The sequence below is a fragment of the Francisella sp. XLW-1 genome, assembly GCF_008711455.1.
Lineage (GTDB): Bacteria > Pseudomonadota > Gammaproteobacteria > Francisellales > Francisellaceae > Francisella > Francisella salimarina.
On record NZ_VXKP01000005.1, the window covers coordinates 55,893 to 82,287 of the forward strand.

Here is a 26,395-nt window from a genome sequence, read left to right on the forward strand (position 1 = left end):
ATATATTAAATGATGCCGTATATTAGTGTTTTTGGGTAAATTCAAGCGGGTTACCATGCATTTTTAAATATTGTTTTCCTAATAGTTTTGAACCTATATAGTTAAGATGATTTGAGTCGGCATAGATTGGAATACTATTTATTTCAATATTGCAGTAACTGTCATCACAGATCGCTTTTTTAGGATCAATAATTACTAATTTTGGAAATTCCTTTTTGAGTTTTTCAACAAGATTAGAAAATACCAACTGTTGTTGTTTGACAAACTCGATATTCAACTTACATGAATTTTCTCCAAAAATAAATGGTAGTTTATTTTTTTCTAATGGACAAAGATTAGTTACATCAATATTAAGTGTTGGAGTATCTAAAATAAGTATAGGTATACTACCATTATCTATTACTAATTTAATGGAATCTTGTATTGAATCAATTGAACTAGAGTATAGTGCATTTGACCATTCACCAGCAAGAATAACATATTTATATTTTTTTGATTTTATCAAATTAGCAATGGCCTTGTTTCTATCAGTAACAGAAACATATTCAACAATATTTTTGAAAGTCGGTAAGAATGGAGTAGATTTTTGGGTTACAACGTAAGCTTTCTGGCTTATGTTATCAAGCCAAGTAGTTATCATAGGTATTTCAGATCTTGCATGAGAGTCACCTACCAACAGAAAATTAGTATTTTTAGCTTTAGGACTTCCTATTGAACAGATATTCTTATTAGGGAGTTGTTTTGATTGGAAGCTAGAGGATTGAATCATAAGGAAACAATTGTTTTGATCGATTTTATTAAATCCATAGTTATATGTTAGTTTATTTTGATCAATAAGGTTTGAGGAATTAAAACCAAATTTATTATTAGTTGAGGCTATATATAAGCAGCAAGCCAAAATTAGAGGTATTATCCATAGCAGTATAAAGCTTTTATTAAAACTAAACTTATATTTATGCCTAAAGGGTTTTTCTACAAATAAATACGTTAATGTAGCAAGGGCTAAACTAATAGTAAAAATTATGATACATATAGTGACAGTTTTATTGATGCTTAAATAGTTAACATAAGCAATAATAGGCCAATGCCATAAATATAAGGAATATGAGATAAGACCTATAGCCACAATAGGTTTTAGAGAAAGTATTCTATTTATAATAGGTATATGATTAGTATTTGCGCCAGAATATATATAAATAGTCGCCCCAATACATGCCGTAATAGTCCAAATACTTGGGAAACTCACATTAATAAAAAATATAGGTGCTATCATCATTAAAGCACCTATTACAGAGAGTATATTAAGAGTCAGTTTGTTATTGTTTAAAGTAGCTGAATTATTAAGGTATATGGCTAAGCAGCAACCAAATAAAAGTTCGAATGCTCTATGGGTTGGAAAGTAATACCATCTGTCAGAGCTCAGAATATATAAATTAAATTCGCCAGAAAGGAAAATCAAGCAAGATATAACTAGCAATATTATTGAAGTGGCTAGAAGTCTTACTTTTGTTGAAAATCTTAGTTTAAATAGTAGTATTAAGATTAATGGCCAGATCATATAAAATTGTTCTTCTACACCTAAAGACCATGTATGAAGTAATGGTATTATTTGCGAGTTTTGACCGAAGTAGCCAAAATCAAGTTTTACAAAGAAATAGATATTAGAAAAGGATGCTATTGCACTAACAAGTGATTCGGCGTAGTCTATTAAATCCTGCGGTAGTAATATAAGCCATGCAAAAAAAGTAGAGAAAGTTAAGACAACTATTAATGCAGGTAGAATTCTTCTAATTCTTCTTAGGTAAAAGTTTTTGATAGAAAAACAATTGTTTTGTAGATCTCTAAGAATTATAGCAGTAATTAAATATCCAGAAATTACAAAAAATATATCTACACCAAGAAAGCCAGATTTAATCCAACTTATATTTAGATGAAATAGAACTACAGATAATACCGCAAAAGCCCTTAATCCATCTATATCTTTTCTATACTTTATATTGCTCATTAAGATTGTGCCTTTGTATTTATTATTGATAGTGGGTTACCATACCTCTCTAAGTAAAGGTTGCCCAATAGAGTTGATCCATTGTTATTCAGATGAGTGTTGTCGGTATACAAAGGAGTGCTACCGATCGATGTAAGAAGCTCGGTTTTAGAATCTTTTTTTTCTATAAGTTTATTAGGATCTATTACAATGAGCTTTTCTCCGTATTTATGTTTTAGCTTTTTAATAAAGTTATTTCTATTATCCATAACGCTATAACATTCTCTACCAAGAATTTTATCTAATTTTGTAAATCCACATGTTGACTTTGGACCTCCATATACATCGTACATGATAATAGGTACTATTCCTTGTTTAATGAAATTAGCTACTGAGCTGTCAATTTGTTTGAAAGCATCAGTTTTGAGATATGTATCGTAATTCCAATATCCAGCTAGAATGATTGCTCTGGGTTTTAACTTATGTATGTAATACTCTGTATTCTTGTCAAATGAACTACTATACATCATATATTTATAGAGTTTAGGATCACCAGTTAGTGATTTAGTATAAATATACCCTTTAAGTTTTAAATTTTTTAACCAAACATTTATCATACCCTCATATGCCATAGCATGAGAATCCCCTAGAACTAAAATGTCTGTGTGATCTTTATTAATTGCGCCAAAGAAGCAGTTATTATTTATTTCATTTAGATTATAATTTTCACCAGTATTGCACTGATCTAGATTTAAAGATTGACTACTATAAAAATTTAGATTTAAATTTACTGCCTCCTTATTAAAACCAAATCCTTGATGCTTAGACGCTGCATAAAAGCTTATCGATATGACCAAAGGTATAATCCATAATATAAAAATACTTTTTTTAAAACTAAAAATAATCTTATATCGAAATGGTTTTTCAATAAATATATACGTCAATGTTGCTAATAATATGCTAATGGTAAATATTACAGCACAAACAAGAGTAGTTTTTTCTATACTAAGATAGTTTATATAGGCTATGATAGGCCAATGCCACAAATATAAAGAGTATGAGATAAGACCTATAGCTACAAAAGGTTTTAATGAGAATATCTTATTTGCTATTGGAGTATGGTTATTACCACAATAAATAAATATAGTAGCTCCGAGACATGTTGTAATAGTCCATAGACTAGGAAATCTCACATTGATAAAGAAGATAGGTATAACCATCAACAATACAGAGATTATTGATAAAACCTCAAGTATAATTTTATTATTTAACTTTATTTTACTTATGTTTTGAACTGATAAAAAAATAGCTAAACAACACCCAAATAGCAATTCAAAAGCTCTATGTGTTGGAGAGTAGTACCATCTAGGAGAGTCTATAATATGAACATTTAGCTCACCAGATAGAAAAAAAATACAAGAAATAATCAAACAAATAATAGAAAAAATTAGTAGTTTCTTTTGAGTAAAGTTTAACTTAAATAAAGCTAGTAATAATAATGGATAAATCAGGTAAAACTGCTCCTCAATACCAAGAGACCATGTGTGTAATAGAGGTATAATCTGTGGGCTAGCTCCAAAATAGCCAAAATTAAGTTTTATGAAGTAATAGATATTTGCTAAAGAGCTAATAGAACTTATAAGAGACTCAGAATAATTTAGTAAATCTTGAGGTAAAAATATTAACCAGGCAAAAAAAGTAGAGATGGATAACACAACTATTAGTGCTGGTAAAATTCTTCTAATCCTTTTTAAATAAAAACCTTTGATAGAAAATGAATTACTATGTATATTTTTAATAATTATTGAAGTAATAAGATAGCCTGAAATTACAAAAAATATATCTACACCAAGAAACCCTGATTTAATCCAATTTATTTGAAGGTGAAATAGAACTACTGATAATACAGCAAATGCTCTAAGACCATCTATATCCTTTCTATATTGAATATTACTCATGAGGTATTTAGTTTTTACAGTTAGCTATTACATATAATACAGTTTTCTTCTCTATTAATAAAATGATTGGTATCTTAATATCAAATAATCGTATTGATGTATCTCAAAATCTTATAGATGAGATACTAGTTTTATTACATTTCTGATTACGTATTGTTAATAGATAGCCCTGTGTCAGCAATTACATAAGTATCTTGATTAACCAATATTAAAAATATTCTATACCTACCAGTTAATAAAGGATACTTATTAACGAGACTGAAACCACTTTGTTTGACGTTTAGTGTATCGCTTGATAATTCCTGAATACTATTTTTGCTTGTAAGATTAGCTTTAAATATATAATCATGATCAGAGCTATGTAATTTGACATATATTTTAGTATTTAATGCATCTTTGTGTTTCATATATCCCCAGCCAGCTATTGTCAATATGTTGTTATTATAAGATAAGGTATCAACATAGCTTCTTTGAGAGGTATATGATAGTTCTTTATACTCAGTTAAGTTTAATGCAATTGGTTGGATTTTTTTAGGTATGTTTGTCTCGATATATTCTGAGCCATTGACTAGTATTAAATCAATGCGACTATCTTTTTGTAAAGGATTATCTGTAAAAGTAATACTCCAACCACTGTCTTGTATGTTTGAAGCATCGTTATATAGTCTCGAGATATCAGGTCTTTGTTTAATGTTCACTGGATATATTTTAGATGAATCGTCATTTGTTATACGAATATATATTTTAGTATTTGCAGCATCTTTGTTTTTGATATACGACCAACCGCTTATATTTAATCCATTATTTTCTTGCTTTATAAATTCAATATTACTTTGTATCTTCAATAAAGATAATTGATTAAGATTTTTAAGGTTAAGATCAATAGGTAAAGGATTTACTATAACCCTATCAGCTAACTTTAAAACTATTAAATCTTTAGTTTCTTTTATGTAGCCAGTATTTGGATATGCTGGCATGTGATCAGAGACTTTATAAGCCTCATTGACTTCGGTTTGGTTTGGCATAATATAGTCATTACCTAGCCAGCTCATAAAATCATGTAGACGCACGGATTGCTCAGCGTCTGTATCAAAAAATGATGGTCCAATCGAGTCAAAATGTACGATAAAGGGTTTCGGTGTATGGTAATACTTGCCGATTATAACTAAAGGTTTACTTTCTATAGCATCTCCAGTTTTATCAAGTATGTTGTTGTATATACGGTTTGCGAAGTTTTTATCGTACTGTAATCTCATTACGTCACTGTAGAAAAGTCTAGTGATATATTGAGCATTAAAAAGTGTACTTATAATGATGGTAGTAGTAATAATGGTTTTTATAGCTTTGCTACTAAAAGAGTAATAAAAAATTAGCCAAATTCCTGCTAACATCAAAGGCACTGCTTGTAAGGTTCTTAAAGGTACTCCATTACCTAGTGCAAATACCAGAGCGAAAGGCGATAGCACAAATATTATAATAAGTAACGCAACAGATATCCTTTTCTTTAAGATATTAATGATAACTAGAAAAGGTAGTGTAAAATACACTGTTAATAAAATAAAGAAGTTAAAGTTCATCGATAATAATGAATGGAAGTATACTTTCCAGCCACTAATGATTGAAGTGAGTGGTTGACTGCCCCAACCAATAAATTGCTCAGTATAATCTGACTGAGGGGTAATAAAAAAAGATGCAAAGCAAACTATTTTATATATGAATAGAGCTACTATTAGAATGAAACCGCCATATACTAATTCTAAAATATTAAACTTTTCATTAGGGTTTGCTATCGTTCTAAGAAGAACTATAAATACAGCTGATGTAATAAAATATGAGACATAAGTTTGATAACTCATTAAAGCTAATGAGCAAAGTATGATAGAAGATATAAGGTTAAAAAACTTCTTTGTATTTAGAAAAGAAGAAAAATGGTAGGCAGATAGCACACATACCAACATTGAGAATTCTGTAAATATATTTTGAAGAGTGAATCTCAAGAAGAATGAGTACATTGGGCAAATAATGAAAATACATGCAAATACTATAGATAGAGTTTTAGATAGTCTTACTTGACAATTCTCTATCACTATAAGCCATAAAATACCTGAGATAAAAATAAAACTTACTGCTATGAAGTCATTAAAAAAAGGAAGCACTTGCTCAAGACTTAAATAATTATATAATGCATCTATTGGTCTGCCATGAGCTATCCAATCAGAGTTGTATGAACGGAATGTTGCCATTACAGAGTCAGAGTCAACAGCCCAGTGTGTTATGAAGTATCCATAACCGAGTATTGTGAAAAAAAGTACAACACCTAGAACTATCAAGTTTCTTTGGATGAAACTAAGAGACTTATTAAGTAATGATGATATCTCTGTCATAAAATCTCCATGGGGTAAGACTGTTAAAATACACCTAATTATATTTAACTACAAAACTTTATTAAAGCTATTAAAGAAAAAATAGCATAGTTATGCAGGGCAATAGATGCTTTTTATATCAAGAAAATATTTTATCTTAATCATTCTAATTGTCACATTATAATTGTGATGTTTTAGGCTTTATTCAGTTTGATAAATAATATAGACTTCTTCAAAAGGTTTATTATTTATAGTATTGATGAAAATTTCACGTACAAATGTAATAATAGCTATTTTGATAATAGCTTTTTTCTTTGTTATAAACTATTTACAGCCTTTAAGAGCTGATGATTTTGGTAGAGCTTATACTGATGCTCTTGATAAGGGTTTCATTATATACTTTCGCGGTATTGCATCAAATTATATTCATTGGACAGGGCGGATATCAGCACAGGCATTAATTTATCTGTTTTTGAGTAAAAAATATATTCATTTATCAGTATTTATGATCAATATGATTAACTCGATATGCTTTTATCTATTTGTACTATATTCATATAAAATAGTAAGATTTAAAACAAAAGTTGAACTATTTTCGAAAGACTTTTTAATATATTTTTTCTTTTTTATCTTCCTTTTTTATCAAACAGGATTTATTGCTAATGTCATATGGAAAACAGCAGCAGTACAGTATTTTTGGGGTATAACACTGTTAACTGTCTTTTATTACATATCAGTAGTGAAAAATAAACAGAACATATGGTTTAGTTTATTCACAGGTTTTTTTATTGGTTTATATAATGAGATATTTGTTGGTGTCGCAATTATCTTGTGTTTGGCATACTTTTTAAATCAAAAGCTTTCTCAAAATCAAATAAACAAAAATATAATATATTTTTTTATAGCTTGTGTGGTCGGAGGTATAATTCTGATAGCAGCTCCTGGTAACTATGTAAGACTAAACACAATGTCGGCAGGAGAGCATATTTCTGTATTAAATCAGCTCATAAATTTAGTTACACAAATTGTAACAAGACCTGGGGATACACTTGTGCCTATGTTAATGCTGCTGACTTTCTTAGTTCTTATTTTCACAAACAAAAATATCACTAGGAAAGCTTCTTTTATATATGGGGTAGCAATTGCATCCTCAATATTTGTATTGACACCTGTGGCTAAGTCTTATGATTTGAATCAAAGAGTTTTATTAATTTATGATGCAGTATTCTTTATAATAATGATGCAGCAATTTTATAATCATAGTACTAGTTTTGTTCTGAAGTTAAGGCTACGATTAAATTCTTTAAGTTGGGTATTTTTAGTATTATTAGTAATGCAACTCGCATTAATGGCAACTATTTATTTTGAAATATATAAGTTTGAAAGGTATAGAGATACTTTGGTTACATATTATCAGCAAAATGAGATCTCTGATCCTATCTTACCGATGATTCCTGAATTTAGTCAAATAACTTTTATAGATGATATCACATCTGATGAAAATGCTTATAATAACGACGCTTATGCTAAGTTTTATGGTTTTGATAAGGTTTATGGAAAAGAATTAGGCTAGAATATCGAACAATTTCTCTAATGTGATTTCTTGTTTTTCTTGAGTTTTGCGATTTTTATACTCAATCAAACCTTGCTCTAAAAGTCTATCACCAATAACTACATGATGAGAGTAGCCGATAAGATCTGCATCTGCAAACATCACACCAGGTCTTGCGCCTCTATCATCTAAAATCACATCTATTCCTTTTGCAAGTAACTCTTGATAGAGTTTGTCAGCTGTTTGTTTGACACTTTCAGATTTGTTATAGTTGATTGGTAATATTGCTACTTGATATGGAGCGATAGCCTCTGGCCAAATGATTCCATTTTCATCATGAGACTGTTCAATTGCAGCAGCCATTACACGCGATACGCCAAAGCCATAGCAACCCATAAGCATAGACTTAGGCTTGCCATCTTGACCAATTATATTGGCATTCATTGGTTTTGAATAAACATCTTCAAGCTCAAAAATATGTCCAACTTCGATACCGTTTGTGAGCTCTAGAGTTCCATTATTATCTGGAGATATATCTCCTGTAACTACGTTTCTAATATCGGCAATTTGATAACTAGTGATATCTCTACCCCAATTCACATTTGTAAAATGATAGTCATCTTCATTTGCGCCACAACAGATATCTTCAATCATCATTGCACTATAATCAGCTATAATTTGTACAGGACAGTTAACTATCCCTAATGAACCTGGATTAGCATTAAAAATAGAGAAAATTTCATCTTTGGTTGCAAGAGTGTATGGTGCTACAATTTGTTCGAGCTTATTGATTTTTGTCTCGTTAAGTTCATGATCTCCTCGGATAACTAAAGCGAAGAAGTTACCTTTAGCATCTTTTATAACCATAGTTTTGATAGTTTTTTTGATATCAAAATCAAGTTCACTACAAAGTTTTTCGATAGTCTTAATATTTGGAGTATGAATTTTTGTTATAGTATTCTCAGAAACTGCTCTTGTGCTTAAATCTGGTTTCGCATATGTTGCTAACTCAATATTTGCGGCATAGTCAGAGCCATTGCTATAACATATAATATCTTCACCAGCATTAGCTAATACTTGGAATTCGTGACTGTTATCACCTCCAATTGCTCCAGTATCTGCACGGACGGGACGATAGGCTAAGCCAATTTTATCAAGAATTTTACAATAAGTTTCATACATCTTGTTATAAGTGTTATGTAAACACTCACTATTTTCATGAAATGAGTAAGCATCTTTCATGATGAATTCACGGGCACGCATCACACCAAAACGAGGGCGGATTTCATCCCTAAATTTTGTTTGAATTTGATAAAGATTTAGAGGTAATTGTTTGTAACTCTTGATAGTGTCACGAGCCATGTCTACAATAGGCTCTTCATGGGTTGGGCCATAGCAAAAATCTCTTTCATGCCTATCTTTTAGCTTCAGAAGCTCAGGACCAAATTTATCCCAGCGATGAGTTTCTTGTAAAAGCTCTGAAGGTAGTACGCTTGGCAGTAGTAACTCACTTGCTCCAGCTTTATTCATCTCTTCACGAACTATATTCTGGATTTTCTGTAGAACTTTTAATCCTATAGGCATCCATGTATAGATTCCTGAAGCAAGTTTTTTTATCAAACCAGCTTTTAGCATGTATTGATGGCTAGTAAGTACGGCCTCTTTAGGAAGCTCTTTTGTAGTAGCAATAAGGGTATGTGTAGCTTTCATGACTATCTAAATTTCAAAATAAAAATATGAGCTAAATTATAGCAAAAAAATAATTATAAAATATAAAAATTGACTCTAGATGAAGGAAGTTAAGGAGATATGAAAAAACTAAGGAGTATCACCTAGAGTAATCTTTATATATTAAGACTCAATCAAACCAAAGTCTGTAAATTTTTGGATATGATTTTGCTTAAGGATTTTATATTCTATACTTAATAAATTTTATGTCAATTATTTTTTATAAATTTAACAACCAATAACTATCTGGATCAGATGGGCAAAGATGTGGTCCACATTCAACAAATACATTTATTGTATTAGCAAGTGTTAAAGCTAGTATCAAGAATATTGCTACTTTAGCGAATAGACTTAAACTTTTCTTTTTATCTTCATTTGGAGTAAAGAATCCACAAATAGTCGCATATATTATGAAAATAATACTTACAATAAAATTCCAAGTATACATATGTAGTGAGAATACAGCATCTCCATAATTTCCAGTGCCAGGAACAATATGTAAAAGTATTTGTGTCATTGCCATTGCTGCATTTAGGATCGCTACTAACGTTACGAACAAATAGTTCTTATATTTATTACCATGCGACAAGTTTAGTAGTAACCCAAAAGTTAATAAGCTCAGTGACATTCTTTGGAACACACATAAGGCACAAGGCAGTTCTTGGAAGTAAAGTTGATAATAAAAAGCCATTGCTAATACAACACTTATACCAATAATAGCTATAGAGTCGAATAAATCTAAAATATTATCTTTCATAGCTAGCCCCTTAAAGTTGAATATTTATATATCGAATTGTATGAGGAATAAATACTACTAGTAATAATCCTAAAGATACAAGAAAAAGAGTGGTGGCTAGCTTATGCTTATTTGTTATAGCAAATATTAAGCTAAGAAATGTTGTCAAAAATATTAAAAATATCATGCTATTAAACTTTTTAAAACTTTAATGCTGGGATTATAGTCTTATTCTAAGTATAAGTGAAATTGAAAAAAATTAATTGTGTTATAAGTAAAACTGATGTTTTAATTCTGAGCACACTTAGGGCCATCTAGAATTCATAAATTTAGAGATAAGAAAGGAGGAGAAAAATATAAACTACTAAACAGCCCTAAGTAAAAAACTTTTAGTATGATGGAAAATTTTTCTTGAAATTGTTTGGCTCCCCGAGACGGACTTGAACCGCCGACCAATTGATTAACAGTCAACTGCTCTACCGACTGAGCTATCGGGGAACTTGTGAGGTATTATATGGCTGTTTTGTTATACTGTCAACAGTATTTTTAGTTTTTTTGAGAAAATATGATGTTTTATCAAGTTTATATGAATTTTGGTGTGTGATAACATATCATAAGTTTCAAAATATCATTATTTAAAGCAAGTAATAGTTAGTATGGAAAATCAAGTTATACAAAGACAGCAAGAATTAGTTGAAGAGTTATCTTTTTTTGAAGATTGGGAAGATAAGTATGATTATGTCATATCACTGGGTAAGCAATTACCAGAGTTTCCTCAAAATAAAAAAATTGAGGAGAATTTGGTTAAAGGCTGTCAATCCCAAGTCTGGTTCGACAGCAGTATAAAAGATGGTAAGTTACATTTTATAGCTACTAGTGATGCATTGATTGTTTCAGGGTTGATTGGAATGCTACTAAGAGTATATAGTGATGCAACTTCATCAGATATACTTAATTCAGATACTAATTTTATTAAGGAAATTGGTTTTGGCAATAATTTGAGCTCGACGAGAGCTAATGGTCTAAAGTCAATGCTTGACTATATCTATGCAACTGCACAAAAAAACCAGTAAATGAAAATACTTGTTTGTAGACCTAAAGATGATGCTGATAAGCTTTCAAAATTACTAAGATCTAAAGGGTATACAGCTACGAGTCTACCATGTATTAATATTGATTACATAGATGTTGAAGGTTCAGTGTTGAGCTATACAAGTTATATATTTACTAGCAAATATGCTGTAGAAAGCTTATTTGCTCAATATAATCCTGAATTGTTCGACGGTAAAAAAATTTATAGTGTAGGTCAAAGCACCGCAAAAACTCTAAAAAAACATGGTTTAGATGCTATATATCCACATGATCATGGTTCACAAGAGCTTTTGAAGCTAATCTTGAAAGAAGATGTTTATGATGATAGTTTTGCGGTTATCTCTGGGGTTTCTGGTAATGAACTACTTGTAAGGGAAATATCTCAACTAGCAAGATGCAATAAGTTTGAAGCGTACCGGAGAGTTTTTGAGAGTGTTGCTACGCTTAGTCAAGCGTATTTAAAATTCATTGATGATGGTATAAATCCTAATGTTATTGTCACCACAAGTATCGATATTTTTAAGTCTTTGAATAGGATTTTTGATCAAATAGTAGCGCCTGAGGCTGCAATTGTTACCATAACAAGTCCAAAAATGCTAAAATTTGTTAATGAACAAGGCTTTGAAAATACTTTGAGTCTTGAAAGATTAGACAATGATTATATCTGTCAAAAAGTACGAGAACATATAGAGGCAAAAAATGTCACAGGAAAAAAATATTCAGCAAGAGCAAGCGAATGACGCTACTGATAATGTTGCTCAAAAATTAGAATCAATTAAAAATAAATCTTCGTTTAACATCTTGTCTAAAATTAGCATAGTTGTATCTTTAGTAGCCCTTGGTTTAGCTAGCTACTCTGTTATTGATTTTGAAAGAAGTGATAACAAGCTTAGTGTTAATGATCAAGCTTTAGCTAGTTTGCAAAATCAACTTGAGTCGCTTAAGTCTTTACAAACTGAGCAAAAAGAAGCTATCAATGACCTTGGCGAACAAAATGATTTTTTAACACAAAATATTAAAGCGACACAGTCGCAGGTTACTACTTTAGGTAATCAAGTGGCAGTTCCGACTAAGGACTTGTATTTGCAGATGAGTATAGTAAATATTCAGTCGGCTATTAACTACTTAGTATTAGCTAAAGATGTTGCAGTCTTTGATGGTGATGCTCAAAAGGCTAATGAGCTGGTTGATAGTGCATTTGATAAAATAGAGGCTAGTGGAGTTGCAACTGTAAGTGTTAGTGAGCGTCAAAAGATAAAAGATACATTAGGGGAAACTTTGTCAAAAAGTGACGTTATTAAACATTTTATTTCTATCCAGCAGCAGTTTAGTAAGCTTAAATATATTACTCCAGAAGATATTTCTGCTGATGTTAATACTTCTTCACAAAGTAACTATATGAAGCTTTTGCACTCAGTAGTTGAGATACAGAATATTCCTGAGAATCAGACTCTTGTTGCTACAAATCAAGCTAAGCAAGTTGTTTCAAGTAATCTGTATAACTCATTGATACAGTTACAGAGTGCTATGTATAGCAACGATCAAGGTAGTATTGATAAGGCCAAAGACAATCTTATTGCTATTATCAATCAATATTTTGTACAAGATAACAATGCAAAAGAGCTTAAAAAAGATATCAAAAGCATTAACTCTCAGAATTTAGATAATGTAGATAGTAGTTTAGATAAAGTTATTAATCAGCTATCTGAACAACAAAATAAGCTTTTGATAAAAGAATCAAGTTTAACTAAAACTAATGTAAGCGCACAAGGAAGTGATAAATGATAAGAGTCTTAAAACTTATAATAGTTGTTGCTCTAGCTACCTTGATTGGTATATGGGCGACTAAAAATCATGGATATATTATGTTAGTGATGGCCGATAAAGCTATCAAAGTAAACTTAGTTGCCTTTGTATTTATCGTTTTTGCACTATTGTTTGCCTTAGTTTTTGGCTTTAGGATAATTAAACTAAGTTTTCAGTTTCCTTATTTGTTGTTTAATTGGCTTATTGGTTTGTTTACAGTAAATAAGCAAGAAAGATTTGCAGATTTATTTGCTGATATGGTTCTAGAAAATAATAGAATAACTAATAAGTTGAGCGTTTCAAGTATTGCTAAAATTTCTCCGAGATCTTTCAAGGATTATGTGCTTTTTAGAAAAATTTGCATGATTGCTAACAGCAAAGATATAAAAGAATTAGACAAAGCTCTGAAGCAGATTAATGGTGACACAATCGTATATAAGTTCTTTGAGGTTTATAAGCTTTATCTGGTTCAGAAATTTTCAGAAGCACGCACGAAAGTAAGCTTACTTTTGGAGAGAAATAACTGTAGATTCTTACCTAATATTGCAAATCTGGCTGGAAATATTGCTTTAGCTGATGAGGATGCGGTGTTTGCACTCAAAGTCTTGGAGAAATATGATGTTTATCTCAAGCAAGATCTTGGCGAGAAATTAATTGTTTTAGCTCTAAGAAAAGCTAAAGATGTTGATGAATTATCAGATATTTATAATAAGGCAGAAACAACTAATACAATAAGTAGGGTGTACCTAGAACAACTTGTTGACTTTGAAGAAGTTGTTTTGGCTGAGAAATTTGCTAAAAAGCAGTTAGTAGGGGGCAACATCTTGCCAGAGATGCTAAAAATTTATGCTAACGCATTTAGCATTCCGATAGCTAAATTATCTGAGAAAGTTCTTGATAGAGCTAATCATGACTATGATAGTATTCTTATGTTGCTAGAGCTTGCGACGATTAAGTCAGATAATTATAGTTTTAAAATGGCTTATGATTATATCGAAAGACATATTAAGGACTTGCTAAATACTACACAACTAGAAAGATACCATCATATATTATGTAAGTTTTTTATAAAAAATGGCGATGTGGCAGGTATAGATATCTCAGCTACACAATTAATTTATCGAAATAACTAAAAGGTATGTTTAAATGCAAGTTAAAAGATGGTTTTTGAATAATAGTTTGAGAAATTATCAGTATTTATTATATGATGATAGTCATGCTATTGTCATAGATCCTCTCAAAGCAGATATATTTGATGATTTTATCAAACAAAATAATTTAAAGCTCGAGGCAATACTTATTACACATAGGCATGGTGATCATATTGCAGGTGTCAAGAAATTGCTTGAGATTTATCCAGGTACTAGAGTATATGCTTATGCTGATAATGATCTCTTTAAGCCAGATGTTTATGTCGATGAGGGAGATTCTATAGACTTTGGATTTACAAACTGTAAGGTAATGTATACTCCTGGACATATTGATGATCATGTATGCTTCTTGTTTGAAAAAGAGAAGGCTCTTTTCTGTGGAGATACTTTATTTAATGCCGGAGTTGGCGGTGTACATGCAGCATCTGCAGATGTGGAACAGTTATATGACTCATTAGCCAAGATTTCTGACTTAGATAAAGATATAAAACCATATCCTGCTCATGATTATTGGCAAAATAATCTGGATTTTGCACTTAGTATAATGCCAAATGATGATGCTTTTAACTATTATAGGAATCAAGTTGCAGAGCTTGCGGCTGAACATAAGCCAATTGTAAATTTAGCAGAGGAGAGTAAGCTTAATATTTTTATTAGATCAATTGATGATGAATCTTTACTACGAGCTTTGCCTGAGTGTTCATTAGGAAAGGAGATGTTTGTTAAGCTTAGAGAGTTAAAGAATCAATTCTAAACCTAGTCTTTAGAAGTCTTATTGCTTGATGATTCCTCCGAATTGTCTGAAGATTTGTTTTTAGAATCTTTCTGAGCATCTTTTGGTTCAATTTTTGTTCGACTTATTTCGCGTGGGAAACCTCCATTTAAACCAATTCTCTGAAGCTTGATTATATCCGGAGCCATCGCGCGTTTGCTATCATAAGGTCCTATATACATTCTAATCCAACTGCCTACTCGTTGGAATTGTGGGTTAAGACCATCCTCTTTCATTTTTTTAACATACCAGGATGTTTCATCCATATTTCTGAATGATGCAATTTGATAAATATATTTATATTTGTACTGAGCTCTTTGTGCATCAGGTTGAACATCGACCTCAACACTATCATGTTTAAGGCTATTGTAGAATGTAAACACCATTTTTCCGCCACTACCACTTTCAGTAAAGTCTGGCTTTTGATCACTGTTTGTTGAATTGGTTTTGGTATTATCTTCTGTGCTATCTTGCTCTTTTATTGAATCGCTGTTTTGATCCGCTTGAAGTTCTACTTTTGATTTTTCTTCTTCAGCCTTTACTTTTTTTAGGTGTTTGTTTATGAGTTTAGATGCTACAGCTATTACCAATAAGCACGCTACGGCTATGATTACGATTTTCTTTCTCTTGGAGCCACTAGGTTTTTGTGGCTCTTTGTTATTTTCTTTTGTAGGCTTTTTAGGGATATCTAATCTTGATAGATCTTTCATAAGTGTAATTTTTTTAATAAATCCATTAAACTTGGTAGGCGTTTAATATCATAATGTTATACTAAAGAAAGATTATAAATAATACTTAAGTAAATATATAGAGTTTTGTTATTAGTTGTACTAAAAATAGTATATTTGTTGAAAATGTTTTCTAAAATATATTGTGATTGTTGAAGACTAATATATAAATAATAAAATTAGCCTTAGAGAATTGCTGGTCTATGAGATAAATTCCAGCTTACTTTTAGGGGAGTAGATTAAACTAAATTTTTTAAAAAAAGAGGACATATAATGCGTTTGCAGAAAAAAATATTATTAACATCTTTGTGTATGGCTACTTTTATAGCAACAAATTTATATGCTGCAACAGATGCTCAGGTCTCTAAACTAACTAGCCAAGAAAAGTTTGATAATAAAGAGATGCTTATAAGTAACTTGGATTCTTTATTTGCATATCAAACAAAAATAACAGTTGGTAATGTTTCGCAGGATAAAAATGGTAATTTAGTAGCAACAGATATTTGGATTATAAGTAGTGATTCAAAAAATCCAAATATTAGTATTAATAGAGCTATATTTGAGGGACTGAAGGCAGGAGAGACTGTTAAGAATAGTTTTCATATAAAAATAGAAGGCTTGAGTGTAGCAAATTTGGCAACAGCGGTTGCTAATAGTAATGTGGTTAGCTCAAAGACAGACCCTAAAGATCTTGCAAATAATCAAGGTCCATTTGCTATTATAATGAATGATGTCGGTCAAGGAATATATAATCTTGACATTAACTATGATTACGATGAGAGTACTATTAATTTTGTATTGAACTCAACCATTGGCAAAAAAACATTTATAAAAGCAGATGCAAAATTAAAAGATATAGATTTATCTGGTACTGAAGTTGACATGGACTTCTTAGCATCGTTAGTTACAGAGTGTATGAATTCGAAGATACAAAATCTTAGTTTTGATGCAAACTTCTCAGAAGTTCTAAAAGAGGTAACAAGTAAATATCTTGGTAAAAAGTATAAACAAGATCCAGTCCTTGATATAAATGGTAAGTTAGGCAATAAGCCAGGAGAGCTTGTATTAAACCTTGACGGTAAGCTAGGCACTAATAATTATGGTAAATATAATATTGTAATTGAGGGTATAGATCTAGATAGTGGTTCTATCAATGAAATTATTGATGGAACTGGCAAGGCTTTGGATAATGCTTATGTACAATCTAATACTGCGGATTCAAAAATTCAGCTTAATTTTCAGAAGGATTTTTTCCCAGAGAAGTCACCAATAAGAGAAGTGTTTTCAATACTTGATACTAATAATATCAATATAAAAATTAATTCAGATCGTCAATTTAAGAATAATAAATATAATACTAATTTTGATATACAAGCAGAGGGATTAGCAAGTCTAAAAGGTAGTGCTGAAGCTATAGTAAATGACAAATTAAGCTTATTACCATATTTAGGTGCCGGAGCTCAAGATCAAAAAGATTTATATGATTGTGATAATGAATTATGTTTGAAAAGTGTAGATGTTACATTTGCTAACTATGGGTTACTTGAAAAAATTGCTAGACTTGCAAATCAAGATCCTAATACAACGCCACAGCAGATATTAGGCTCATATGGAGCATTGTTACAGCTTTTTGCTGTACAACAACAAGATAGGTTTTTACAGCAGGTACTATCATCATTTGCAATGTTTTTACAAAATCCTAAAAATATAAGTATACATGCGAAAGCGAATAAACCAGTTAATGAAATGGCTTTATTAAATATGCTGGTTAGTGATGCAAAGACACTAAAAAGAAATAATCCTATCAAGAATAGTGGTAACGTTGATTTGAGTAAGAGTCCTGATGTCAAACTTATAAATAATATTCAAAATCTCTTCAAGATTAGTTTTGATGTTAATCAGAACTAAAAACTAATATTTCTTGAAAATTAAAGCTATATCTCTATTGACAACTTTTGAAAATAAGGTAATATATCACCCTATAAAGCGGGAATAGCTCAGTGGTAGAGCACAACCTTGCCAAGGTTGGGGTCGCGAGTTCGAGCCTCGTTTCCCGCTCCATACTCTTAGGTTTGTGTGGCTGAGTAGCAAAATGGTTATGCAGAGGCCTGCAAAGCCTTGGACGCCGGTTCGATTCCGGCCTCAGCCTCCACTAACTGCCCGGGTGGTGAAATTGGTAGACACAAGGGACTTAAAATCCCTCGGAGCTTAACCTCCGTGCCGGTTCGAGTCCGGCCCCGGGCACCATTATTAGTCATGTATTTTCCTTGTAACATCTATGCGTAAATAATATTTAAATGCTCCTAGTGTTGTTTTATGGTGTATTATTGAATTAAGTTACATTAATTTTTTGAGATTTCTTTTTTAGCAAGTTTAATTTCTTGTTGGAATTCTGGGCTTGTTTGTAGTTGAGAGAACATGATGCTTCCTACTAAATACCCTGCATTAACATCGCTTGGATAATGAACTCCACAAACAATTCGACTTTGACCAAATTCATAACCTCTCTTCATGATTTGATTTGTTCTTGAGGGGTTTATCTCACTTAAAGTAAGAGCAATTGCCCACCCTATAGTTGTATGCCCAGAAGGGTACGATCTATGAATATTATCTGTTTCCACACATGCTTTTTCATGAAAATACGCAAAAGGTCTTGTGCGATGATAGAATAATTTAGCTGGTTTTGTGAACTCTCCCTCAGCTATTTCTAATTGATTTAGAATTTTCCATATTGCGGGTGTTTCTTTTTTACTTATCTGATGACCAAAAGCTTTTTCAAAAGCTTGAGCAAATCCTTCTGGAGAATAGTTTGCATCTGATTGAGCTAGTTTATATCTATTGGTGTTTTTGATAAAAAAACTAGCGTGAGAAATATTCATGTCATTTTGATATAGTAATGTTCCAGGAGTTGGAGGAGGTGGTATGATTTGTTTTATGTCTGGGATATCTATGTTGAGTCTATCGGCTGCAAAAGCTGAACTTATTATAGCTGTTAATGACCCTACAAATAGTATTTTTCTAATCATATTTTTATTTCCTTGGTTAATTATCCAAAGAAAATGATAAATGATAAATTGATTTAAAAATGAAGAAATCAAAAAATTAAAAATTTGTTACTAATTACAGCTAAAGTATGATATTTTAATATTCCTTTTTTTCTAAAAGATCACTATTCTAGAAAAAGGCTTATAAGTATGTTGAAAATTAAAGCAAAAATCAATAGTTTATTTAAAACTAGAAATTTTTATATCAAATATAAAATAGAATTATTTTTTCAAGGGTAGACGAATTATGTTTTATTGCCTTTTATTTTCAGTGAGTTTTGAAACACAGTTTTAGTTAGCTATATTCCTTATCAAAAACTTCTAACATTAAAAGAATTAACAACTCTACCAATTATTACCGCATCAGCTGGTGATTTGATTTCATCATTATTTTGAAATTTTGAGTTTAGTGGCATCAAGTATAAGCGGTTATTATCTTTGTATAGTAATTTAACTGTGGCTCCGTCGGAGTTTCTAGCAACTACAATTTTATCAACTAAATTTTGAGGACTAATTTCGCTAGGGTCAACTAAAATATTCTCGTCTTCGTAAAGAGTATATCTAGCATATTTAGGACTAAGCAGTTGAGATTCTGAAGAATCATAGAGCATGCTCTCGCCTTGTACTCTAAGTGAAAAACCGTTTTTGGGTACAAGACTATCTGATATTTGCAAATAGTCAATTGGGTCAATATTCTCTTGAGATTCAGTAAATTCGCCTGCTTGTACATAACTTAGTACTGGTACGTTAGCTACACTCATTATAGATATATCATTAGGGTAATAATTATCTTCGAGACCAAGTATCTTCATAACCTCTATATGTCCATCATAGGAGGGACAGTTAGTACCAGCAACCCAACCCTTAATAGATCTATCACTTTTGCCAAGTTTTTTTGCCAATTCTATTTGTGTCATGCCTATTCTTTTTAAGGCTGGTTTTAGATCGGTTTTGTAATCAAACATCTCTAATCCTAAGTGCAACAATCTAATCCTAAGTATATTTATATAAAATCAGCAATTCAATAATTTTTTGAAAAATAGTGCAATATTACTTCCCTTTACAGCAAAAAGTGATTAATATTGAAAGTGTAATAAAACTGCACTTTTATAAATTGAGGGAGTTAAATAAAATGATAAGAAAAAGCATTCTAGTAGAAAATCAGGAAATTAAAGATTTACTATCTGTCATCAAACATCATTACACATCTGATAATAGAAATACTATTCAAGATGTAAGCTTAAACCATGTGGTAAACAGAGTATATAAAGAAAATGTAAGAAAATATATAGTTGAGCGTTGGCATGCTCTAGAAACTAAAGTTGGGCATCAAGTTACACTTCTAGAAAACAACTATAATAAGAGTATTATCAATAAGTTATATAAAAAATCTCGTGATCTAAATTTTGTAATTAAGACTAGACCAGATGACTCATCAAGAGATTTACATGATTCAATCAAAAAAGTGTCTAATATAGATATAGTTATAAAAGAGTTTTCTTTCTCTTAGAGTCTACTTAGTTACTTGTTTTTCTAGCACTTTTTTACCTAAATAAACTGATAGTATGATTATAAACATTCCAAGCAGTTGCTGTATTGAGAATGTCTCTCTAAACAAAATATAGCCATATAGTAAGGCAAATACTGGACCAACTAGTAAAACTAAAGAGCTCATAGCTAATGATATATATTTGACACGACTTATGTATAAAATATTTCCGAGTAGGTGTCCAAATATAGCTATAGCTAATAAAATTAGAACGCGACTTAAAGTTGTCGGAATTATCTGTTCATTGAAAATAAAAGCTAATATAAATAGTGTTGCTGAACCACTTAATGATGCTATAAACATCATTCTAAAAGTTGAGCAAGAATCTCGTAGCTTTTTAGAAAAGATAATAAAGAGTGCATAAAACACCGCAGATATGATAGCTAGCCAGTTTCCTAAAAGGTGCTGAGAGCTTAAACCTGATTGACTCATAAGAAGTAATAAACCAATAAATGCTACTAGAAGAACTAAATAATATTTAAGGGATACTTTTTCTTTGAGAAATATAATGGCTATAAAAGTAGTAATAAAAGGACAGAGATTTGTTAAGAGGCTAGCTTCAGCTATTGATGTATAAATCAAAGATATACCATAAAAAGCTAGATCTAAAGCTAGGAATAGACCAGTTAATGCGGCAATGTATATAGATTTCTTTGATAGCCTATCTTCATCTTTGGTAATAGCTAAGAATGAGTATAAGAATATACAAGGTAATAATAGTCTATAGCCAAAACTTGCAATTGGACCAACTTCTGAATATCTAATTAATACCGATGCTATAACAAGGTTGGAAAGAGCAAACAATATTAAGAAAAAATCTCTATTCATGATGGTGTCCTGGCTAAATGCTTATTAAGCAGATGATATCATGAAATTAGCTGAATATTTGTGATAATTAAAGGTAAATACTAGTGTTATCTAAACTTAGAGATTTTAACTTTAAGAGATACATGCTAAATTAGCTTTAGAATTAAATTTTTTTGATTAAGTTTTAAGGTTAAAATAATGCATATAAGTGAGCGCCGTAAGTGGTATGTAGGTTTTGCTGTTTTTGTGATAATAGTTTTATTATCTCTTTCATTACTCCACGCATCAGTATGGGTCAGTATAGGCTTTATAGCTGTTTTGGTAGTTGTCGCAGTATATGATGCTACGCAAACAAAACATGCTATCTTGAGAAACTTCCCGATAGTTGGGCACATGCGTTTTATACTTGAGTTTATTCGACCTGAAATTCAGCAGTATTTTATCGCGGATAATGAAAGTGAAAAGCCATTTGGTAGAGAAACTAGGTCAACTATATATCGTCGTGCTAAGGGTATTAATGATACAGTAGCATTTGGTACTGAAAAAGATATTGATAGAGTTGGCTATGAGTGGGTAACACATTCGCTTGTGCCGAAGCATTTGGATGAAGTTGAAACGCGTGTTAAATTTGGTGGCTCTGATTGTAAACAACCATATATGGCATCACATCTAAATATATCAGCGATGAGTTTTGGAGCACTGTCGGCTAATGCAATTATGGCTTTGAACAAAGGTGCTAAGTTAGGTGAGTTTTGTCACTGTACAGGTGAAGGTGGTTTGACAAAGTATCACTTACAAGGTGGCGATATAGTCTTTCAAATTGGTACAGGATATTTTGGTTGTCGTACCGAAGATGGTAACTTTTCTGCTGAGAAGTTTGCTGAAAAGGCAAATTTAGATAGTGTTAAGATGATCGAGATTAAGCTGTCTCAGGGTGCTAAGCCTGCTCATGGAGGTGTGTTACCTGCTGCTAAGATAACTCCAGAAATCGCTGAAATCAGAGGAGTGTCTATGGGTAAAGATGTCTTGTCACCACCAGCACATAGCGCTTTTTCAACACCAATTGAGTTTTGTCATTTTATAAAGCAATTAAGAGATTTATCAAATGGTAAGCCAATAGGATTTAAGCTTTGTATTGGTAGTCATGTGGAGTTCTTAGCTATATGTAAGGCAATGCTTGAGACAGGTATCAAGCCTGATTTTATAACTGTGGATGGAGCCGCTGGTGGTACTGGTGCAGCACCTTTAGAGTTTTCTAATCACATAGGTATGCCGTTAGAAGATAGTTTAGTATTTGTGCATAATGCTTTGGTTGGTTGTGGCTTACGCGATGAGATTCGTATTGTTGCAAGTAGTAAAGTAGCTACTGGTTTTGATATGGTTAGATTATTTGCTATGGGAGCAGATACTTGTAATTCTGCTAGGGCGATGATGATGGCAGTAGGCTGTATTCAGTCACGCCAATGTAATAATAATACTTGTCCAGTTGGTGTAGCAACCCAAAATGAGCGTCTTGCAAAAGCGTTGGTAGTAGAGGATAAGATGTATCGTGTATATAACTTCCATAAAGCTACAATTAACTCATGCTTAGAAATCGTAGGAGCAATGGGCTTAACATCTACAAATGATATTGGTCCAGAAAATCTCAAAAAGCGTGTATCTGTAAATGAGATTAAATCATATATTGATTTGTATGATTTTATTCCTGAGAATAGTTTGATAGATGGTAATATGCCAGCTAGTTTTGCAAGATCTTGGGAAAAAGCTCGAGCAGATTCTTTTTAGTTTTTCAAACCGAAATAATAATTTTTTGCCTACTCAATTTGCTAAAATAACTAATATAAATATTCTTGTTAGTTAAATATGGCGTTATACACCTATCCATCAAATAAGCTTGAGTATCTGGTTCAAGTTTTATCTAAACTTCTAGATGTTGAAAAAAAAGATTTGTTCACACCGACACAGCTAATAGTTGGTAGCCGTGGTATGCAACATTGGTTAAGTATGCAATTAGCACAATATCGTAATATTGCCATGAATCTTAAATATGACATGATAAATGGTTATATACTTGATATCTGCTATGAGCTCACAGCAAAACAAGAATATAAAAAAGCATACACAAAAGATATTCTAGCTTGGAGAATTTTTAGAGGTTTAGATAGTATCAATAATCCTAAGCTCCAAGAATATTATCAAAATAGTGATCTTAAAAAATATCAACTATCCGTTAAAATAGCCGAGACTTTTTCAAAATATATATCGTATCGAAGTGAGTGGTTGCAAAAATGGGAGCAGGGCGAGTATATAAATCCTGCTAAACCAGAGAGTGATGAAGATTGGCAAATGCTACTTTGGCAGAAGCTTGTTGAAAATGTCGCTGAAACACCATACAAAGTCCAAGCAGAAGCACTCCAAAAGCTTAATCAACAAAACTTAGAAAAACTAAATATACCAAATGATATCTATATATTTGGGGTTAATACTATATCTCCCAAAAATCTTGGCTTTGTAGTTGAGTTGGCTAAATATATTGATGTTAATATTTTGTATATTAATCCATGCAGTGAGTATTGGTATGATTTACACAAAAGTAAAATCTCAGCTTGGTTAGATAGTGATGACTATGAGCTTCAACCTCTTTTGGCAAATCTAGGTCAACAAGGTAAAGAATTTTTTAATCAGCTTTTAGAGAATCAAGAAAAGCAAGAATTAGAAGTTTTTGAAAAGTTTGATAAAAATTCATTAGATTTTGAGAAACTTGCTGATGATAATCAAACACAGCTAGTGAGCCTACAGCGAAATTTATTGGAACTAGATTGTCAAAACCATGCTAAGCAAAAAGATTTAAGCATCAGTATTAATTCATGTCATAGTCCACTTAGAGAAGTGCAGGTTTTACATGATAAGCTTTTGGATATGATTAAAGCAGATTCTAGCATTAAGCCTCGAGATATTTTGGTAATGTGTCCAAATATTGAAGATTATTCACCGTATATTGATAGTGTGTTCTCAAGATATCCAACAGATAAAAAGCTCCCTTGTTCTATAGCTGATAGAACGCTACTTGATTCAGAGCCTTTAGCTGCCAGTTTTATTGAGCTTTTGCAATTACCAGAGAGTAACTTTGAAGTTAATAAGATACTAGACTATTTATCGGTTCCAGCAATTCAGCAAAAGTTCAAAATTAGCGATGAGCAATTAGAAACTATTCGCTATTGGTTAAAAGAGTCATGTATTCATCATAGTAATAATGGTCAAACCTTCTCATGGAGTTGGGGGCTTAAGAGATTGATGTTTGGGTTTAGTTATAGTGATAGTAATCATATTATTGATGATAAGCTAATGACTATACCTGTGATTGAAGGTAGTGAGATTGCCGAGCTTGGTGGCTTGTATGAGTTGCTAGAGCTACTTGAGAGATATTCTCAAGAGTTGCTTAAACCAAGAAGCTTAGAAGCATGGCAGGACTATCTTTTGGAGATGTTTGATGATGTCTTTGATGTAACTAATGATGAGCAATATATCGCTAAGAAAATCAAAGATATAATCGTAAAGACAGTCGCCACAGCTAAAGATGTATTGATAACGGAAGAGATTGATTTGTATACAATTAGATATTGTCTGATTTCACAGTTATCTGAACCAATTATTAATAACCATTTCCTAAATGGTAAAGTAACATTCTGCTCAATGACACCAATGCGTAATGTTCCTTTTAGAGTGATAGCGATGCTGGGTTTAAATAATGGTAAGTTCCCACGCCAAGAATCTGCGATTAGCTTTGATTTGATGGCAAGACTTGGAAGAGTTAAAGGCGATAGGACTAAGCGAGATGATGATAGATATTTATTTCTAGAGGCTATTACATCTGCACGAGATTATTTGTATCTTAGTTATATTGGTAGAAGTGTTAAGACTAATGTTGAGCAACAACCAAGTCTAATACTCAAAGAGTTGACTAGCTATTTGGATTTGAATTATGGCTGGGGAAAGGCTGATATCAAAGAATATCCATTACATCCTTTTAGTTCTAAATGTTATGCTGATGAATACAGAAGTTATGATGAAGCTTGGTTGAAGTTGTTACAGTCAGAGCCTAAGGTATTTTATGACTATACTAAAACTACTCCGTCTTACTTACGGAATCCACCCCTTCACGAAGCGAAGGGGAATTGTATAAGTAGTTATACCCGCGAAAGTGGGTATCTTGATAGTTTGTGTATAGCTTCTAAGCTCCCACAACAACTATCTATCTCTAAATTGGTCAAAATTTTTGATGATCCTATCAAGGCTTATACAAATTATGGCTTAGAACTATATTTAGAGGATGACTTTGCAGAGCTAGAAGACAGTGAGCCATTTGATATAAATAGTTTAGATAAGCATAAATTTAAACAAGACTTACTAAACACTCTTGAGAATAATAAAGACAAAGAATTAACCATAAAAACAGCTAAGCTAAGTGGTAAGCTTCCAGAATCTGTACTTACTGAAAATGAGATTAATAAAGAAGTTGAGAGTATTGAAAAGCTATTAGATAAGGCAAATTTAGCAAATTATGAGTCTAAATATTTTCATCAAGAGGTATTAGGATATGAGCTAGAGGCTAATTGTCATATCAAAGATAATCAAGTTTTGTTATATACAACTTCAACCTTTGGTATTAAGCATCGATTTGAATTATATTTGACAGCACTATTAGTGGCATTATCAGAGCAACAAGATATCACTGCTACTTATGTCTATTTTGATAAAGACAAAAATCAAGCAGATGCTAATACTTTTGCTATAAGTCATTTAGGTGCAAAACAGTTGTTAGAAAAATATCTATCAAATGCAGAAAAGATAGTATCTAAGCCAAGTTTAGTACATTTAGATTTAGCCAAAGCTATAATGGAATATGTAAAAGAAAATCAGAAAAAAGATGCAAATCTTGTTGAAAAAACAACTAAGCAAAAGCAACAAGCTTGGGAAGGCGTGATAAAGTCTTCAGAGCACAGCTTCAAAGCATTAGAGAATAATAGTTATTTCAAACTTTTTTATAATGAGCATCCAAAGATAGAAGACTTTGAGGGTCTACAAATATATCAAGATTTCTTTGAGGTTATAAATGAGAAATAAT

19 protein-coding genes and 4 tRNA genes are annotated in these 26,395 nt (G+C 31.5%); 13 read left to right on the forward strand and 10 right to left on the reverse strand.

What is annotated here, in order from left to right:
* Positions 1–22: 22 nt before the first annotated feature.
* The 3 genes from F3D59_RS08545 to F3D59_RS08555 form a co-directional block, all read right to left on the reverse strand.
* Positions 23–2,005, reverse strand: coding sequence for an acyltransferase family protein (locus F3D59_RS08545; RefSeq protein ID WP_150464543.1), 1,983 nt, complete (start codon positions 2,003–2,005; stop codon positions 23–25).
* Positions 2,005–3,942: an acyltransferase family protein gene (locus F3D59_RS08550; RefSeq protein ID WP_150464544.1), complete on the reverse strand. Its 1,938-nt coding sequence runs from the start codon at positions 3,940–3,942 to the stop codon at positions 2,005–2,007. The genes F3D59_RS08545 and F3D59_RS08550 overlap by 1 nt, the downstream gene beginning before the upstream one ends.
* 146 nt (positions 3,943–4,088) lie before the next feature.
* Positions 4,089–6,326 (reverse strand): glucosyltransferase domain-containing protein, encoded by a 2,238-nt coding sequence (locus tag F3D59_RS08555; RefSeq protein ID WP_150464545.1) that lies wholly within the window; start codon positions 6,324–6,326, stop codon positions 4,089–4,091.
* Positions 6,327–6,564: 238 nt separating this feature from the next.
* On the opposite strand from F3D59_RS08555, the gene F3D59_RS08560 reads away from it, so the two are divergent.
* On the forward strand, positions 6,565–7,878 hold the full coding sequence (locus tag F3D59_RS08560) for a DUF6056 family protein (RefSeq protein ID WP_150464546.1): 1,314 nt from the start codon (positions 6,565–6,567) through the stop codon (positions 7,876–7,878).
* On the opposite strand, the gene F3D59_RS08565 is transcribed toward F3D59_RS08560, so the two are convergent.
* The 3 genes from F3D59_RS08565 to F3D59_RS08575 all read right to left on the reverse strand — a co-directional run bounded on the left by F3D59_RS08565 (position 7,870) and on the right by F3D59_RS08575 (position 10,819).
* Positions 7,870–9,567: a proline--tRNA ligase gene (locus tag F3D59_RS08565; protein ID WP_150464547.1), complete on the reverse strand. Its 1,698-nt coding sequence runs from the start codon at positions 9,565–9,567 to the stop codon at positions 7,870–7,872. The two genes, F3D59_RS08560 and F3D59_RS08565, sit on opposite strands and share 9 nt — an antisense overlap.
* A 238-nt stretch (positions 9,568–9,805) precedes the next feature.
* On the reverse strand, positions 9,806–10,342 hold the full coding sequence (locus tag F3D59_RS08570; protein ID WP_150464548.1) for a disulfide bond formation protein B: 537 nt from the start codon (positions 10,340–10,342) through the stop codon (positions 9,806–9,808).
* 401 nt (positions 10,343–10,743) lie between these two features.
* Positions 10,744–10,819, reverse strand: a tRNA-Asn gene (locus F3D59_RS08575).
* 158 nt (positions 10,820–10,977) lie between these two features.
* On the opposite strand from F3D59_RS08575, the gene F3D59_RS08580 reads away from it, so the two are divergent.
* Genes F3D59_RS08580 through F3D59_RS08600 form a run of 5 tightly spaced genes read left to right on the forward strand, consistent with a single transcriptional unit; the run spans position 10,978 to position 15,124 of the window.
* A complete protein-coding gene (locus tag F3D59_RS08580; protein WP_150464549.1) occupies positions 10,978–11,394 on the forward strand; it encodes a SufE family protein in 417 nt (138 codons plus the stop codon).
* On the forward strand, positions 11,395–12,153 hold the full coding sequence (locus F3D59_RS08585) for a uroporphyrinogen-III synthase (RefSeq protein ID WP_150464550.1): 759 nt from the start codon (positions 11,395–11,397) through the stop codon (positions 12,151–12,153). It begins immediately after the preceding gene.
* Positions 12,113–13,198, forward strand: coding sequence for a hypothetical protein (locus F3D59_RS08590; protein ID WP_150464551.1), 1,086 nt, complete (start codon positions 12,113–12,115; stop codon positions 13,196–13,198). The genes F3D59_RS08585 and F3D59_RS08590 overlap by 41 nt, the downstream gene beginning before the upstream one ends.
* The gene (locus F3D59_RS08595; RefSeq protein WP_150464552.1) at positions 13,195–14,352 is read left to right on the forward strand and encodes a heme biosynthesis protein HemY; all 1,158 of its coding nucleotides are present in this window, start codon (positions 13,195–13,197) and stop codon (positions 14,350–14,352) included. The genes F3D59_RS08590 and F3D59_RS08595 overlap by 4 nt, the downstream gene beginning before the upstream one ends.
* Positions 14,353–14,365: 13 nt before the next feature.
* Positions 14,366–15,124, forward strand: coding sequence for an MBL fold metallo-hydrolase (locus F3D59_RS08600; RefSeq protein WP_150464553.1), 759 nt, complete (start codon positions 14,366–14,368; stop codon positions 15,122–15,124).
* A 2-nt stretch (positions 15,125–15,126) separates the two neighbouring features.
* On the opposite strand, the gene F3D59_RS08605 is transcribed toward F3D59_RS08600, so the two are convergent.
* The gene (locus F3D59_RS08605) at positions 15,127–15,852 is read right to left on the reverse strand and encodes an SPOR domain-containing protein (protein WP_150464554.1); all 726 of its coding nucleotides are present in this window, start codon (positions 15,850–15,852) and stop codon (positions 15,127–15,129) included.
* Positions 15,853–16,143: 291 nt separating this feature from the next.
* Between F3D59_RS08605 and F3D59_RS08610 the strand changes: the two genes are divergently transcribed.
* From F3D59_RS08610 to F3D59_RS08625, 4 genes are all read left to right on the forward strand, one after another.
* A complete protein-coding gene (locus tag F3D59_RS08610; RefSeq protein ID WP_150464555.1) occupies positions 16,144–17,778 on the forward strand; it encodes a hypothetical protein in 1,635 nt (544 codons plus the stop codon).
* 78 nt (positions 17,779–17,856) lie between these two features.
* Positions 17,857–17,931: transfer RNA gene (locus F3D59_RS08615), tRNA-Gly, on the forward strand.
* 17 nt (positions 17,932–17,948) lie between these two features.
* Positions 17,949–18,022 (forward strand) — tRNA-Cys (locus tag F3D59_RS08620).
* A gap of 6 nt (positions 18,023–18,028) precedes the next feature.
* Positions 18,029–18,117: transfer RNA gene (locus F3D59_RS08625), tRNA-Leu, on the forward strand.
* Between the two features lie 95 nt (positions 18,118–18,212).
* On the opposite strand, the gene F3D59_RS08630 is transcribed toward F3D59_RS08625, so the two are convergent.
* Both F3D59_RS08630 and F3D59_RS08635 read right to left on the reverse strand, forming a co-directional pair.
* Positions 18,213–18,896, reverse strand: a complete 684-nt coding sequence (locus F3D59_RS08630; protein WP_150464556.1) for an acid phosphatase — start codon at positions 18,894–18,896, stop codon at positions 18,213–18,215.
* 329 nt (positions 18,897–19,225) lie between these two features.
* Positions 19,226–19,879 carry a LexA family protein gene (locus F3D59_RS08635; RefSeq protein ID WP_150464557.1) on the reverse strand — a complete coding sequence of 218 codons (654 nt, stop codon included), beginning with the start codon at positions 19,877–19,879 and terminating at the stop codon, positions 19,226–19,228.
* A gap of 167 nt (positions 19,880–20,046) precedes the next feature.
* Here F3D59_RS08635 and F3D59_RS08640 point away from each other — a divergent pair, with 167 nt between their 5' ends.
* Entirely contained in the window at positions 20,047–20,424 is a 378-nt protein-coding gene (locus F3D59_RS08640; RefSeq protein ID WP_150464558.1) for a normocyte binding protein 2b, read from the forward strand.
* Between the two features lie 3 nt (positions 20,425–20,427).
* Here F3D59_RS08640 and F3D59_RS08645 read toward each other — a convergent pair whose 3' ends face one another.
* Positions 20,428–21,291, reverse strand: a complete 864-nt coding sequence (locus F3D59_RS08645) for a DMT family transporter (protein WP_150464559.1) — start codon at positions 21,289–21,291, stop codon at positions 20,428–20,430.
* A 177-nt stretch (positions 21,292–21,468) separates the two neighbouring features.
* Between F3D59_RS08645 and F3D59_RS08650 the strand changes: the two genes are divergently transcribed.
* Together F3D59_RS08650 and recC are read left to right on the forward strand one after the other, a co-directional pair.
* Entirely contained in the window at positions 21,469–23,055 is a 1,587-nt protein-coding gene (locus tag F3D59_RS08650) for an FMN-binding glutamate synthase family protein (RefSeq protein ID WP_150464560.1), read from the forward strand.
* A gap of 78 nt (positions 23,056–23,133) precedes the next feature.
* A complete protein-coding gene (gene recC / locus F3D59_RS08655) occupies positions 23,134–26,394 on the forward strand; it encodes an exodeoxyribonuclease V subunit gamma (RefSeq protein ID WP_150464561.1) in 3,261 nt (1,086 codons plus the stop codon).
* Position 26,395: the final 1 nt, after the last annotated feature.

Bases quoted from the DNA above. Each gene is read 5' to 3' on its own strand.
- F3D59_RS08545 (WP_150464543.1), bottom strand. From the start codon at position 2,005: ATGAGCAATATAAAGTATAGAAAAGATATAGATGGATTAAGGGCTTTT.
- F3D59_RS08550 (WP_150464544.1), bottom strand. From the start codon at position 3,942: ATGAGTAATATTCAATATAGAAAGGATATAGATGGTCTTAGAGCATTT.
- F3D59_RS08555 (WP_150464545.1), bottom strand. From the start codon at position 6,326: ATGACAGAGATATCATCATTACTTAATAAGTCTCTTAGTTTCATCCAA.
- F3D59_RS08560 (WP_150464546.1), top strand. From the start codon at position 6,565: ATGAAAATTTCACGTACAAATGTAATAATAGCTATTTTGATAATAGCT.
- F3D59_RS08565 (WP_150464547.1), bottom strand. From the start codon at position 9,567: ATGAAAGCTACACATACCCTTATTGCTACTACAAAAGAGCTTCCTAAA.
- F3D59_RS08570 (WP_150464548.1), bottom strand. From the start codon at position 10,342: ATGAAAGATAATATTTTAGATTTATTCGACTCTATAGCTATTATTGGT.
- F3D59_RS08580 (WP_150464549.1), top strand. From the start codon at position 10,978: ATGGAAAATCAAGTTATACAAAGACAGCAAGAATTAGTTGAAGAGTTA.
- F3D59_RS08585 (WP_150464550.1), top strand. From the start codon at position 11,395: ATGAAAATACTTGTTTGTAGACCTAAAGATGATGCTGATAAGCTTTCA.
- F3D59_RS08590 (WP_150464551.1), top strand. From the start codon at position 12,113: ATGTCACAGGAAAAAAATATTCAGCAAGAGCAAGCGAATGACGCTACT.
- F3D59_RS08595 (WP_150464552.1), top strand. From the start codon at position 13,195: ATGATAAGAGTCTTAAAACTTATAATAGTTGTTGCTCTAGCTACCTTG.
- F3D59_RS08600 (WP_150464553.1), top strand. From the start codon at position 14,366: ATGCAAGTTAAAAGATGGTTTTTGAATAATAGTTTGAGAAATTATCAG.
- F3D59_RS08605 (WP_150464554.1), bottom strand. From the start codon at position 15,852: ATGAAAGATCTATCAAGATTAGATATCCCTAAAAAGCCTACAAAAGAA.
- F3D59_RS08610 (WP_150464555.1), top strand. From the start codon at position 16,144: ATGCGTTTGCAGAAAAAAATATTATTAACATCTTTGTGTATGGCTACT.
- F3D59_RS08630 (WP_150464556.1), bottom strand. From the start codon at position 18,896: ATGATTAGAAAAATACTATTTGTAGGGTCATTAACAGCTATAATAAGT.
- F3D59_RS08635 (WP_150464557.1), bottom strand. From the start codon at position 19,879: ATGTTTGATTACAAAACCGATCTAAAACCAGCCTTAAAAAGAATAGGC.
- F3D59_RS08640 (WP_150464558.1), top strand. From the start codon at position 20,047: ATGATAAGAAAAAGCATTCTAGTAGAAAATCAGGAAATTAAAGATTTA.
- F3D59_RS08645 (WP_150464559.1), bottom strand. From the start codon at position 21,291: ATGAATAGAGATTTTTTCTTAATATTGTTTGCTCTTTCCAACCTTGTT.
- F3D59_RS08650 (WP_150464560.1), top strand. From the start codon at position 21,469: ATGCATATAAGTGAGCGCCGTAAGTGGTATGTAGGTTTTGCTGTTTTT.
- recC (WP_150464561.1), top strand. From the start codon at position 23,134: ATGGCGTTATACACCTATCCATCAAATAAGCTTGAGTATCTGGTTCAA.